The sequence below is a fragment of the Yoonia maritima genome (assembly GCF_002933395.1).
In the GTDB taxonomy this organism is placed as follows: Bacteria; Pseudomonadota; Alphaproteobacteria; order Rhodobacterales; family Rhodobacteraceae; genus Yoonia; species Yoonia maritima_A.
The window spans coordinates 828968-841668 of sequence record NZ_PKFN01000008.1 but is presented as its reverse complement, the minus strand read 5'-3'; the positions used below and the strand labels follow the sequence as shown (position 1 = coordinate 841668).

Sequence of the window (12701 nt, the reverse complement as noted above, 5' to 3'; positions counted from 1 at the left end):
GCCCCTTTGACTTGTTCTTGGGGGCGCTGTTATTGGAATACATCGGGCGTGATATCGCCTAGCATTATGATAAATGCTGTCTTTATCCTATCTTAGGCTGGAAGTTTCAGCCCGAACACATAGGTAAAGAACATGATAAAACGTATCCTATATACCGTCCTCGCCTTGGGCCTTGCCCTTTATGCAGGCTCTGCTTCTGCCCAACAGCTTAGTCTTGCGCAGATTTCGCAGTATTTAAATCAACTGCAAACCGCGCAGGGTGGCTTTACACAGATTAATCAAGACGGAACGCTTTCTACGGGGCAAATCTATATCAAGCGCCCCGGACGCATCCGGTTTGAATACAACGCGCCGGATGACACATTGGTTGTTGGCGGCGGCGGGTCGCTCGCTATATTTGACCCAAGGTCAAACGCTGGCCCAGACCGTTATCCGCTGAACCAGACACCTCTTGGGATAATTTTACGTGAAAACGTAAACCTTGATCAGGCTGATATGGTGACTGGGGTTGTGTCTGACGGCACAACAACCACTGTGACCGCGCAGGATCCGGATCACCCTGAATATGGCAATATCCAACTTGTCTTTACTGCGAACCCAGTTGAGTTGCGCCAGTGGATTGTCACGGATGATCTTGGCACGCCGACGACCGTTATCTTAAATGATCTAACTAAGGGCGGTCGCGTGCGTGATGTGTTGTTTAACATTCAAGCTGAGACACGCAATCGCAGCAACTAACGTTGTATGAAAAACAAAGAAAAGGCGGCCCGCGAAGGCCGCCTTTTTTCGTTATCGTTTCCGACAGGATCGTAACTGAACGTCGTACATAACTGCACGGGCTTCGACTTCTCCTGCGACGCGGATTAACCAGCTTTTTGAACGCCATGTGCCACGCATGTATCCGCTACGGCCATCGTGGTAGGCAAGATACTGGTTGCGGGTATCGTGAATTGGAACGCCTGTCTCATCGACGGTTTGGACCATGTACCAGCCCATGAAATCTGTGGCATCACGGATATTTTGACGATTCGCGCGTGATCCACCTGCTGAATCTTGGTATTCACGCCAAGTCGCATCTAACGCTTGACTATAGCCAACAGCAGACGATTGTCGGCCAACAGGGATTACACCCAGCGCATAGCGATGGGGCGGACGGTTGTTACTGATGAATTTGCTTTCCTGATAGATGATCGCCATCAATGATGGCACAGGCACACCGTATTTGCGTTCAACGGCGCGGAAAGCGCGTAAATACTCTGGGCGCTCGGACACAATGCTACATGCATCGTCTAGGTTTCGCGGGGCCGAGTTATGACTCGATCCTCCACAGCTGCCCAGAACAAGCATAAGTGCCATAGCGCGAAAGAAACTGCTCATTTGCCTCTCGCTTATTTTGTTTTTTTTACACGATAGCGTGTTCGAGCTGATCTGCAAATCCCAAAGGCAGCCTGATTAGATCACAAAAGCAAGGATAAGCGGCAAATAGACCACTGACAGCAAGGTCGAGGCGACAACGAGTCCAGCAACCGGCTGTGCGTCCGCGCCATATTTCTCGGCCAGCAGATATGATGTGACCGCGACGGGGGTCGCAATCTGCACGATCAAGACCGCAGTTGGCACTGGATCCAATCCAAACCAATTGGCCGCGGCCAATGATGCTGCAACGCAAATAATGACCTTCACCACTGATAACCACATCGCTTGCGTCATCGCTTTGGTTTCTAGGCGGGCGACAGCAACGCCAAGCGTAATGAGCATGATTGGAATCGCCATTTGCCCGATCAGCTCTAGCGTATTGGTCAAGACTATTGGGGTTTCCCAGCCCTGCCAAAGGAATAAAGCGCCTAAAAGAGTGGCACCCACCAACGGCTCTTGGACAACACGTTTCAGTGATCCACCACCGGAAACGATCCATACGCCAATGGTAAATGACATGATCGCCATGACTGCGAATACAACGACGGCATAGCCGAAGCCGTCTTCTCCGAATGCAAACAGTGCTAATGGCAGTCCAAGGTTCCCGGTATTCCCAAATACTAATGGCGCCAAAAATGTGCGAATGTCCAGCTTTGCCAGCTTAACCAGCGCGAAACTGGCCGCCATTACAATGATATACGCCACCAAAGAGGCAAGGGTCAGCGCCGCGAGCGCTTCGGGTTCGATCTTGGTTTTCATTAGTGCGACGAAGATAAGACATGGAACCGAAAGGGTCATGGTTAGCCGGGTGACGAATTCTACACGGTACTCGAACCCTAATTTGACCCACGTAAAACCGACCGCAGCCAATAGAAAAACGGGTGCTGTAATGTTGAGCACGGATAAAATCATATTCACAGACTGTTTCCTTAAAACGTGTCGCGCCCCGTGGACTTTAGCCATCTATGGGCCATATATTCAAACTATGTTCAAGACGCGCGCAAAATATCATCTAGGCCAAGTTGTCCGGCATCGGCAGCACCCCTTTCGTGGAGTGGTTTTTGATGTAGATCCGATGTTTTCGAACACTGACGCATGGTACAATGCGATCCCAGAAGATAGCCGTCCAAAGAAGAATCAGCCGTTTTATCATCTGCTCGCTGAAAATGACCAAAGCTTCTATGTGGCTTATGTGTCCGAGCAAAATTTGGTTGCTGACTATTCTGGCGAACCGGTTGATCACCCCGATGTGGATGATTTCTTTGGTCCGTTTGAGAACGGGCATTATCCGTTGCAGGTTCAACTGAACTAAGGACTGGTCACCGCGGCCCCGCGTGTTACATCTCCCGATAAGTCGTAAGGAAGATTGTCATGCTTGTCGTTGTATCCCCTGCCAAAGCTCTTGATATGGAACCGGTTGGGATCATCCCCACGCAGCCCGCGTTTCAGGAAGACGCCGTGCGTTTGTCAAAAACTGCGCGCAACCTGACCTTGGCCGAGCTGAAAAAGCTGATGCATTTGTCCGACGATCTGGCCCGCCTGAATAGGGACCGCTTTAAAGCGTTCGCCGCAGAACCCAGCGCTGATGCGGTCAAACCTGCAGCATTGGCATTCAATGGCGATACCTATCAAGGACTAGAGGCCAAGACATTGTCCGAGGATGACATGATCTGGGCGCAGGACCACCTGCGCATCCTATCGGGTCTTTATGGCCTGTTGCGCCCACTGGATGCGATGCAGCCCTACCGTTTGGAGATGGGTAGCAAGCTGAAAACCCGGCGTGGTAAATCGTTGTACGACTATTGGGGCGATATCATTGCCAAGGCGCTGAATGCCCAAGCTGCCGAGGTAGATGCCCAAGTGCTGGTGAATTGTGCCAGCCAAGAATACTTTGGCGCGGTTGATCTGGATGCGCTGAAGCTGCGCGTGATCACGCCACAGTTCATGGAAGTCAAGGACGACAAGCCGCGCATCGTCAGCTTTTTCGCCAAGCGCGCGCGTGGAGCAATGGCGCGTTACGTTGTTGAGAACCGGCTAACCGACCCTGAAGATATCAAAGGCTTCAGCAGTGGCGGCTATGCCTATGACCCCGACCTTTCCGAAGGCGATAAGTGGGTGTTCGTGCGGGACTATCCCACGAAATAAGAAAAGCTGCGCGTCCAGCAGAACGCGCGGCTATCTTTAGATCTGGAGTGCTAGATCAGATACGCTCAATCGCCAGTGCGATCCCCTGACCGCCACCGATGCACATTGTGATCAGACCGCGTTTGCCGCCTGTCCGCTCTAGTTCGTACATGGTTTTGACGGTGATGATCGCACCAGTTGCGCCAACAGGGTGGCCCAGCGCGATTGCGCCGCCGTTTGGGTTTACGCGTGCGGGGTCGAACCCAAGCTCTTTGCTGACGGCCAAGGCTTGCGATGCGAATGCCTCGTTCGATTCGATCACGTCGAAGTCGCTAGCGGACAGACCCGTTTTTTCAAGCAGGTTGCGGACAGCCGGAACGGGGCCGATGCCCATGACATCGGGCCGCACACCCGCGTGACCGTAACCAAGAACGCGGAATTTGGGCGTCAGCCCGGCCTTTGCTGCGGCATCAGCCGTTGCCAGAACCACAGCCGCTGCACCATCGTTCAGGCCAGATGCGTTGCCCGCAGTAACCGTCCCGTCTTTTTGGAACACGGGGCGAAGGCCGCCCAGCTTTTCCATCGTGCTGGCCTTTGGGTGTTCGTCGCGTACGAAATCAACCGTGTCGCGTTTGACCCGCACCTGTACCGGCGCGATTTGACTATCAAAGTAACCGCCTTCGATCGCCGCTGCTGCCCGTTCTTGGCTAAGCATCGCGAATGCATCTTGGTCTTCGCGAGTGATCCCATGCTCTGCCGCGACATTTTCTGCGGTCACGCCCATGTGGCCTGTTCCAAACGGGCAGTTAAGCGCACCAAGCATCATATCTTGGGATTTAATGTCACCCATCTTTGCGCCCCAGCGGGCATCAGAAAGGATGTAAGGTGAGCGGCTCATGTTTTCTGCACCGCCAGCAAGGCCGAACTGCGCATCACCCAATATCAGCGACTGCACAACAGATACAATCGCCTGAATGCCCGACCCGCAAAGGCGGTTCACGTTCATCGCCGGGGTCGTGTCAGGAACGCCCGCATTCATCGCGGCAACACGGCTAAGGTACATGTCGCGCGGTTCAGTGTTGATCACATGCCCAAATGCAACGTGGCCGATTTGGTCGCCTGAAACGCCAGCACGTTCCATTGCAGACTTTGCCACAACAGTACCAAGATCAATCGGCGGTGTACCCGCCAACGATCCACCAAAAGTGCCAATAGCAGTACGTGCGCCGCCAAGAATTACGATTTCAGTCATTGAAGCCTCCCGAATGATTTGGTGGTAACTTACAGGGCTGCTTTGTCTCGGCCATAAGAACGTGGGGTCAGAATGCGTATCAAGGATAAGCGCCTAAACGCCGCAGCACCGTTCCCTTTGCGTTGACCTATGCTAAGTCATGTTCAACGCGCGAGGGAATATGTTACTTACTGTTGAGAATGTTCAGAAAACTTATGCCACTGCCGACGGCCCGTTCGAAGTTTTGCGTGGCGTGGGTTTGCAGCTAAACGCGGGTGAAACCCTTGCACTTACCGGGGAATCCGGCAGCGGTAAAAGCACGCTTTTGCATCTGATCGGTGGGCTGGATACCCCAGATCAGGGGCGCATCATTTTAAACGGCACCGATATTGCGGCACTTGATGACAATGGTCGTGCAGAATTGCGGCGGGGTACCGTTGGTGTTGTTTTCCAGCAGTTTAACCTAATCCCAAGCCTGAAGGTTGTCGATAATATCGCCTTTCAGGCGCGTCTGGCTGGTCGCTTTGACCCAATATGGGCGCAGACGCTTGCCGATCGGATGGGATTGACCGCGCAGCTGAACAAATACCCCGAACAATTATCAGGTGGCCAACAACAGCGGGTCGCGATTGCGCGCACGCTTGCGCCCAAGCCGCAGCTGGTACTTGCCGATGAGCCGACCGGAAACTTGGACGAAGAAACTGCCAGCATTGTGATGGACCTGATCCTTGAATTGGTTGCCGAAACTGGTGCCGGGCTGTTGATGGTCACGCATTCCCAAGCCCTAGCCGGTCGCATGCAGCGTCGTTTGCATCTGCGGGCAGGTCAAATCGCATGACCCGAACAACGCTTCATGCGCTGCTGTCGCATTGGTGGCGCAGCCCGTTGCAGCTGTTCACATTGCTTGCGGGACTGGCGTTAGCTACGGCGCTTTGGTCCGGTGTACAGGCCGTTAATGCCGAGGCCCGCGCGAGCTATTCCGCTGCAGCCACGACATTGGACGAGGGGCGGTATGACCGCCTGTTGCGCCGTGATGGTCAACCGATTGATCTGGAAGCCTATGTCGCGCTTCGCCGTGCGGGTTGGTTGGTGAGCCCAGTCATCACAGGGCGTTTGAATAACGTGCGCATTGTTGGGGTCGAACCATTGACCGCCCCGGGAAGTATGGGCGCGCTTGAAATGGCGGATGGCGCTGATGTTGAACGGTTCTTAGCTGGCCAAGGTCAGATGTTTGCATCGGCCGATGTCGCTGACCGTCTGCCCGAATTCGAGGTCATCATTTCCCAAAATGCAGCACCCAATACGGCAGTGACCGATATTGGCATTGCTCAGCAGATTTTAGGGCGACCGGGCGAAATTGATAGCCTTGTGATTGCTCCTAACCAACCAGCATCTCAGGTAGACCTACAGCAGATCGCGCCTGATCTTATCAGGCAACAGGCACAAGCCAGTACTGATGTGGCACAGCTTACGGATAGCTTTCACCTGAACCTAACAGCCTTTGGATTGCTGTCATTTGCTGTTGGCATCTTCATCGTGAATGGCGCGATTGGCTTGGCATTTGAACAGCGGCGTCCCGTTGTGCGAACGCTGCGGGCGCTGGGCGTGCCGTTGCGCCGGTTGGTACTGCTGATGGCGGCCGAGCTGATGTTCTTCGCTTTCATCGCGGGCGCTGTTGGCGTGGTCTTGGGCTACGCAATCGCCGCGCTGTTGTTGCCAGATGTCGCGGCGACCTTGCGTGGATTATACGGCGCGGATGTATCTGGAACGCTGCAATTGCGCCCGTCTTGGTGGTTATCGGGGCTTGCGATCGCGTTGGGTGGCACGGCAGTGGCGGCTGCAGGCGCGTTGTGGAAACTGTCGCGCATGCCGCTTTTGGCCGGGGCGCAACAGCGCGCACTTGCCATGGCGGCTGGACGGCGGGCATGGGCGCAAGCCTTGGGGGCAGGCGTATTGTTGGCGATCTACGCGATCCTTAGCGTCACCGCCGAAGGGTTGATTGCGGGCTTTACCTTGTTGGCTTGTCTTCTGGTTGGCGCGGCATTGGCGTTACCATTCGTGCTGGACCGCGTACTGGCATTGGCTAGTCGCGGTGCAAAATCAGTCACATCGCAATGGTTTTGGGCAGACACGCGGCAACAGCTGCCGGGCTTATCGTTGGCATTGATGGCGTTGTTGCTGGCGATGGCCGCAAACGTCGGTGTGTCGACGATGGTTTCTAGCTTTCGGACGACGTTTACGGGATTTCTGGAACAGCGGCTGACCTCTGAACTTTACATCAATACCGCTGACCCGGCACAGGCCGCCGCCTTTGTTGCATACGCGACACCACGTGTTGATGCGGTGCTTCCGATCATGTTCACCCAGATCACGATCGCGGATCAACCGACCGAGATTTACGGCACGCGCGATCATGCGACCTATCGTGAAAACTGGAAGATGCTTGAAGGTGCGGCGGGGCATTGGGACACGACCTTTGCCGGGGATACGATCATCATCAATGAACAGCTTGCGCGGCGGGCTGGTTTATCGATAGGCGATCCAGTGTCAGTCCAAGGTCGCCAAATGCCTATTGCGGGTATTTATGGTGACTATGGCAACCCGATTGGCCAAGCGATCATCGGCGAACATCTGTTTGAAACGCTATACCCCAGTATTACCCCTGATCGGTTTGGATTACGGATCGACCCGGCAAAGGCCCCGGATTTCGTCGCGGAACTGACACGCGACACCGACGTATCTGCAGCGCAGGTGATTAATCAGGCAGGCATCAAGGCGCTATCTCTTGAGGTTTTTGAACGGACCTTCACCGTGACCACAGCGCTGAATATCCTGACATTGGCCGTCGCTGGTTTCGCCATTTTAATGAGCCTGCTGACCCTTGCGGCAATGCGCGTACCGCAACTGGCCCCCGCATGGGCGATGGGTATGACGCGTGCACAGCTTGGACGGCTAGAACTGCTGCGTGCGGTGTTGCTGGCAATGCTGACGGCGGTGTTTGCTTTACCGCTGGGGCTTGCGCTGGCGTGGGCGCTTTTGTCTGTGGTGAATGTCGCTGCGTTCGGGTGGAAGCTGCCGATGTACCTGTTCCCGCTTGATTACGCGCGATTGGGCGTGTTTGCGTTGCTTGCCGCGGCACTCGCGGCACTATGGCCAGCCCGGCGTTTGGCGCGCACGCCACCAGCGGATTTGCTAAAGGTGTTTTCTAATGAACGTTAAAGCGCTGCTTTTGTGTCTGTTGCCTGTTGCGGGTCATTCCCAAGGCTTTGCCGGGCTTGGCACAGTTGTTGACGGGTTCGCAGTTCCGCAGCGCGATAAACCGTTTGATTTTCCAGCCGACCACGGTGCGCATGACGATTATCGCATCGAATGGTGGTATCTGACGGCTAACCTAAAATCTGACGATGGCACCGATTACGGCCTGCAATGGACATTGTTCCGGTCCGCGCTGTCACCCGACAGTGGCAGCGGGTGGACCACCCCACAGCTGTGGATGGGGCATGCGGCCGTGACAACGCCAACGGCCCACTACGTGAGTGAACGTCTGGGGCGTGGTGGGATCGGGCAGGCGGGCGTCAATGCCGACCCGTTCACTGCTTGGATCGACGATTGGGAATTATCGGGCAATTGGAACACCATGCAAATGTCCGCCAGCGGGGCAGACTTTAGCTATGATATGGGCCTTATCGCACAGGGGCCGTTTGTGTTTCATGGGGATAACGGATTTTCCGTCAAATCCGCTGAAGGGCAGGCGTCATATTATTATTCGCAGCCCTATTTTGACATCGTAGGCGCGTTGAACCTGCCCGACGGTAAAGTCCCCGTGGAAGGGATCGCATGGCTAGATCGCGAATGGTCCAGTCAGCCGCTTGGTGCAAACCAGACGGGGTGGGATTGGTTTTCATTGTCGTTTGATGATGGGGCGAAGCTGATGGGGTTTCGGTTAAACCAAACGGATGGCACGCATTTTACATCGGCCACATGGATCGAACCAGATGGAACTTCAACGCCGATGCCAGACGGGGCGTTCAACGCGGTACCACTTGCCCAAAACGGACAGGGTGTCCCGGTAGATTGGCAGGTCACGTTGCCTGAACATGGGGTTGATGTCACAGTCGAAGCAATCAACGATAATGCTTGGATGACGACCAGCGTTCCTTATTGGGAAGGGCCCGTAACTGTCACCGGCAGCCACGAAGGGCGGGGATACCTAGAGATGACAGGCTATGAGTGACTGGTATGAAACTTTGGATGGGCTGCATGCACAGGCGTGGCAAACGCTGAGGCTTGGTGTCGGCAATCCACAGCACCCTGCACGGCTGCCAAGCTTTGCGACCGTGTCACCTGATGGCTGGCCAGAGGCACGGACTGTTGTGCTGCGTAGCGCAGATGCTGCAAGTGCCGAAGTGTCGGTGCATACCGATCTGTTCTCGGGGAAGGTTCAGAGCTTGCGGGCAAACCCCAAGGCTTCGTTACATATTTGGGATAGTGAACAAGCCCTGCAATTGCGAATGAAGGCCGAGGTTTCGATTGCTTCGGGGGCAGATACGCGCCTGCTGTGGGACAAGATCCCGGATCATACGCAGCAGTCCTACGGTGTGACGCCACCGCCGGGTTCAGGGATCGATACCGCGCTTGATTATGTAAAGGAACCTGATCCGGATACTTTTGCCGTGTTGACCTGCAGGATTTCACAAATCGACGTTGTTCATTTGGGGGATGATCATCGTCGCGCATTGTTTTCGCGTGACAATAACTGGGCAGGGCAGTGGCTCTCACCATGATGAACCTGCCCCTTACGCGAGATCTTGTATTGATCGGTGGGGGGCATACTCACGCATTGGTGTTGCGGACGTGGGGCATGAATCCGCTGCCGGGGGTGCGGGTAACGGTTGTTAACCCGGGGCCGACTGCACCCTATTCAGGTATGCTTCCTGGGTTCGTTGCTGGTCACTATAGCCTTGATGAATTGGACATTGATCTGGTGCGCCTTGCCCGGTTTGCGGGGGCGCGGCTGATTAATGGTGCCGCCGATGGCATTGACCGCATCGCAAAGACCGTGAGCGTCCCAGATCGCCCGCCCATCGCATATGATGTGTTGTCAGTTGATATCGGGATCACATCCGACATGCCGCAACTGCCGGGATTCACGGATCATGCGGTGCCGGCAAAGCCACTAGGCAGTTTCGCAAGCCGCTGGGAAAGTTACCGCAGCACGGCCCAAGACCCGCAAATCGTCATTATTGGCGGCGGTGTCGCGGGGGCAGAGCTTGCCATGGCGACGGCCCATGCGTTGCGTGACCGATCACCAAATGTAACGCTATTGGATCGCGGAGCAGTCCTTTCGGCGCTGGGCGATACCGCCCGGGGTAAAATGCGCGGCGCACTGGAAACGCAAGGCGTGAAAACCGTCGAAAACGCCGAGGTAGTCGAAGTTATTAAAGATCGTGTGTTGTTTGCAGATGGGCAGCGCATTCCTAGCGACTTTACCATCGGTGCAGCAGGGGCAAAGGCGCATGACTGGATCGCGGGCACCGATTTGGACCTGCATGATGGGTACATCACTGTTGACCCTGACCTTCGATCAAATGATCCAAACATATTTGCCGTTGGCGATTGCGCACATTTGGCTTTCGATCCCCGCCCAAAAGCTGGGGTCTATGCTGTTCGCCAAGCACCAGTGTTGTTTGAAAACCTGCGGGCCGTTCTGTCGGGCGGCAAACTAACGGCCTATAAGCCGCAAAAGGATTACCTAAAACTTATATCACTTGGTGCGAAATCTGCCTTGGCCGAGAAGTTTGGGACCGCAAAGCAAGGTCCGCTGCTTTGGCAGTTAAAGGATCATATCGACCGCAAATTCATGCGTCAGTTCGATGATTTATCTGCGATGGCAGGACCAAAACTGCCGCGTGTAACGTCCCTTGGAATGGCAGAGGCGCTGGGCGACAAACCGATGTGCGGTGGTTGTGGTGCTAAGGTCGGGCGGGCGGCGTTGCAGAATGTATTGGCTGGTCAGTTCGGTGATGACGCGGCTGAAATACAGCCAGGGCAGGTTATCTCGACCGATCACTTGCGAGCGTTAACCAACGATCCGGTCACGATGACCTGTGTCGCCGCGACCCATGCGCTGGGCGATATCTGGGCGATGGGCGCAAAGCCCCAAGCCGCGACCGTCAGCTTGATCCTTCCGCGTATGTCGCCCACATTGCAGGAACGGACACTCTCCGAAATTATGGCAACGGCTACGGAAGTGCTTAACAAGGCAGGTGCAAAAGTCGCAGGCGGACATTCATCGCTGGGTGATGAGTTGACGATCGGATGCACGATCACAGGGCTGACGGACGCGCCAATCACGCTGGCAGGGACCAAGGTTGGTGACGCGATCATTCTAACAAAACCCATTGGAAGCGGCACGATCATGGCCGCTGAAATGGCTGGGAAGGCCAAGGGCGCAGATGTGATCAGCTGTCTAGAACTGATGATGCAGGGGCAGGCACGCGCGTCAGAAATTTTGCACGACGCACATGCGATGACGGACGTTACTGGCTTTGGCCTTGCTGGGCATTTGCGTGGTATCTGCGACATGTCGGGAACAGGCGCGGTGCTAAAGCGCGACGAAATTCCGGTGATGCCGGGCGCGCAATCGCTTTGCGATACCGGTACCCGTTCATCGTTGTTTGCCGACAACTTAATCGGTGCAGGGCAAATCCAAGGGCCATCGTTTGATTTGCTTTATGATCCGCAAACCGCGGGTGGGTTACTTGCCGCAGTCAGTCGCGAAAGCGCAGAACAAATCTTGGCGGACCTGAAAAAGGCAGGTTATCCAGCAGCGATTATCGGTGAAATCACCACCGGTGACACAATCAAAATCGTTTGATTTGATCCCATATCGCGTCAGCCGAACGTTCTTGGCCTGCTTCATCTAGGGTGCCAGTTGTAACGACGCTCAGCACCTTACGTTCGTCTAGGCGGCGTGACTTTGTGTAGGCTGGATCATAGTGATCAACCATCAGTGCCGCTGCGAATGCTGTTAAATCACCGGCACGCAGCAGGTTCACCCAATTATCCACGATGGCATGGCCACGCACGCGACGCAGATGCGCTAGCCGCGTTTCGATATCGTCGGGGTTATCTGCAACATCGGAATATGCGCGCGTCAGGAATTCTGCACGGGCGGTCAACGGGGCTTCGATCACGATCCGTGGGGCTTTCAGCATCGCGACCCATAGCGATGGCGGAAGGATCAGGCGACCGATCTTGCTACTTTCAGCCTCGACCACGACTGGGTGGGCTGGATCAAGTTCATGCAAAGCCACCGCAAGCGTGGTTTCAAACGCCTTTTGCGACGGTTGCCCGCCGGGCATTGCGCCCAGTAGCGATCCCCGATGCGCGGCAAGCCCTTCGAGGTCCAGTACTTGTGCGCCACGCGCGGCAAGGCGTGGTAAAAGGGCGGTCTTGGCCGTGCCTGTGTTTCCATCCAAAAGAATAAAACGATGTGGCAGTTTCGCGTCATACACCGATTGGTTCACTAGCCGTCGATAGCTTTGGTAGCCGCCTTTTACGGTGTCGGCCCGCCATCCAATTTGGGTCAGGATCGACGCAACAGACCCAGACCGCTGCCCGCCGCGCCAGCAATAAACTAAGGGACGCCAACTTCCGTCTTTGTCCGCTAGTGGTCCCGAGATATGATCCGCAACATTGCGTGCAACCATTGCCGCACCAACTTTGCGGCCGTCAAACGGGCTGACCTGCTTATAGATCGTGCCAACTTCGGCGCGTTGTTCATTGGACAGGGCTGGCAGGTTGATAGCACCCGGAACGTGATCTTCGGCAAACTCGGCGGGTGAACGCACATCAATCACGGTGTCATAGCCGTGGTTCAAAAGCGCGGTGAGTGACGAAAATTCAATCGGCATGAAACGCGTGTATC

Annotated in this window: 12 protein-coding genes; 8 read left to right on the top strand and 4 right to left on the bottom strand. The window is 55.3% G+C overall.

Annotation, left to right across the window (positions count from 1 at the left end):
* Positions 1-132 precede the first annotated feature (132 nt).
* Positions 133-738 (top strand): LolA family protein, encoded by a 606-nt coding sequence (locus tag CYQ09_RS10755; protein WP_106745360.1) that lies wholly within the window; start codon positions 133-135, stop codon positions 736-738.
* A 51-nt stretch (positions 739-789) separates the two neighbouring features.
* On the opposite strand, the gene CYQ09_RS10750 is transcribed toward CYQ09_RS10755, so the two are convergent.
* On the bottom strand, positions 790-1377 hold the full coding sequence (locus tag CYQ09_RS10750; RefSeq protein ID WP_106745359.1) for a transglycosylase SLT domain-containing protein: 588 nt from the start codon (positions 1375-1377) through the stop codon (positions 790-792).
* Between the two features lie 75 nt (positions 1378-1452).
* Complete coding sequence (locus tag CYQ09_RS10745) at positions 1453-2334, bottom strand: AEC family transporter (protein WP_106745358.1); 882 nt, start codon at positions 2332-2334, stop codon at positions 1453-1455.
* Positions 2335-2401: 67 nt separating this feature from the next.
* Between CYQ09_RS10745 and hspQ the strand changes: the two genes are divergently transcribed.
* Positions 2402-2728 carry a heat shock protein HspQ gene (hspQ, locus tag CYQ09_RS10740; RefSeq protein WP_106745357.1) on the top strand — a complete coding sequence of 109 codons (327 nt, stop codon included), beginning with the start codon at positions 2402-2404 and terminating at the stop codon, positions 2726-2728.
* Between the two features lie 59 nt (positions 2729-2787).
* Positions 2788-3561: a peroxide stress protein YaaA gene (gene yaaA, locus CYQ09_RS10735; protein ID WP_106745356.1), complete on the top strand. Its 774-nt coding sequence runs from the start codon at positions 2788-2790 to the stop codon at positions 3559-3561.
* Between the two features lie 55 nt (positions 3562-3616).
* Here the strand turns inward: yaaA and CYQ09_RS10730 are convergent, their stop codons facing one another.
* A complete protein-coding gene (locus CYQ09_RS10730) occupies positions 3617-4792 on the bottom strand; it encodes an acetyl-CoA C-acyltransferase family protein (RefSeq protein ID WP_106745355.1) in 1176 nt (391 codons plus the stop codon).
* 160 nt (positions 4793-4952) lie between these two features.
* On the opposite strand from CYQ09_RS10730, the gene CYQ09_RS10725 reads away from it, so the two are divergent.
* The 5 genes from CYQ09_RS10725 to selD are packed head-to-tail and all read left to right on the top strand — an operon-like array spanning position 4953 to position 11648.
* Positions 4953-5609 carry an ABC transporter ATP-binding protein gene (locus tag CYQ09_RS10725; protein WP_106745504.1) on the top strand — a complete coding sequence of 219 codons (657 nt, stop codon included), beginning with the start codon at positions 4953-4955 and terminating at the stop codon, positions 5607-5609.
* Complete coding sequence (locus CYQ09_RS10720) at positions 5606-7990, top strand: FtsX-like permease family protein (RefSeq protein ID WP_106745354.1); 2385 nt, start codon at positions 5606-5608, stop codon at positions 7988-7990. Before CYQ09_RS10725 ends, CYQ09_RS10720 begins: the two co-directional genes overlap by 4 nt.
* Positions 7980-9005: a lipocalin-like domain-containing protein gene (locus CYQ09_RS10715; protein ID WP_106745353.1), complete on the top strand. Its 1026-nt coding sequence runs from the start codon at positions 7980-7982 to the stop codon at positions 9003-9005. The genes CYQ09_RS10720 and CYQ09_RS10715 overlap by 11 nt, the downstream gene beginning before the upstream one ends.
* On the top strand, positions 8998-9555 hold the full coding sequence (locus tag CYQ09_RS10710; RefSeq protein ID WP_106745352.1) for a pyridoxamine 5'-phosphate oxidase family protein: 558 nt from the start codon (positions 8998-9000) through the stop codon (positions 9553-9555). Before CYQ09_RS10715 ends, CYQ09_RS10710 begins: the two co-directional genes overlap by 8 nt.
* Positions 9552-11648 carry a selenide, water dikinase SelD gene (gene selD, locus CYQ09_RS10705; protein ID WP_106745351.1) on the top strand — a complete coding sequence of 699 codons (2097 nt, stop codon included), beginning with the start codon at positions 9552-9554 and terminating at the stop codon, positions 11646-11648. The genes CYQ09_RS10710 and selD overlap by 4 nt, the downstream gene beginning before the upstream one ends.
* Here the strand turns inward: selD and mnmH are convergent.
* On the bottom strand, positions 11635-12687 hold the full coding sequence (gene mnmH / locus CYQ09_RS10700) for a tRNA 2-selenouridine(34) synthase MnmH (protein ID WP_106745350.1): 1053 nt from the start codon (positions 12685-12687) through the stop codon (positions 11635-11637). The genes selD and mnmH overlap by 14 nt on opposite strands.
* Between the last annotated feature and the right edge of the window lie 14 nt (positions 12688-12701).

What these genes read in the sequence shown, in the direction of transcription:
- CYQ09_RS10755 (WP_106745360.1), top strand. Translation starts at nt 133, where the DNA reads ATGATAAAACGTATCCTATATACCGTCCTCGCCTTGGGCCTTGCCCTT.
- CYQ09_RS10750 (WP_106745359.1), bottom strand. Translation starts at nt 1,377, where the DNA reads ATGAGCAGTTTCTTTCGCGCTATGGCACTTATGCTTGTTCTGGGCAGC.
- hspQ (WP_106745357.1), top strand. Translation starts at nt 2,402, where the DNA reads ATGTTCAAGACGCGCGCAAAATATCATCTAGGCCAAGTTGTCCGGCAT.
- yaaA (WP_106745356.1), top strand. Translation starts at nt 2,788, where the DNA reads ATGCTTGTCGTTGTATCCCCTGCCAAAGCTCTTGATATGGAACCGGTT.
- CYQ09_RS10730 (WP_106745355.1), bottom strand. Translation starts at nt 4,792, where the DNA reads ATGACTGAAATCGTAATTCTTGGCGGCGCACGTACTGCTATTGGCACT.
- CYQ09_RS10725 (WP_106745504.1), top strand. Translation starts at nt 4,953, where the DNA reads ATGTTACTTACTGTTGAGAATGTTCAGAAAACTTATGCCACTGCCGAC.
- CYQ09_RS10720 (WP_106745354.1), top strand. Translation starts at nt 5,606, where the DNA reads ATGACCCGAACAACGCTTCATGCGCTGCTGTCGCATTGGTGGCGCAGC.
- CYQ09_RS10715 (WP_106745353.1), top strand. Translation starts at nt 7,980, where the DNA reads ATGAACGTTAAAGCGCTGCTTTTGTGTCTGTTGCCTGTTGCGGGTCAT.
- CYQ09_RS10710 (WP_106745352.1), top strand. Translation starts at nt 8,998, where the DNA reads ATGAGTGACTGGTATGAAACTTTGGATGGGCTGCATGCACAGGCGTGG.
- selD (WP_106745351.1), top strand. Translation starts at nt 9,552, where the DNA reads ATGATGAACCTGCCCCTTACGCGAGATCTTGTATTGATCGGTGGGGGG.
- mnmH (WP_106745350.1), bottom strand. Translation starts at nt 12,687, where the DNA reads ATGCCGATTGAATTTTCGTCACTCACCGCGCTTTTGAACCACGGCTAT.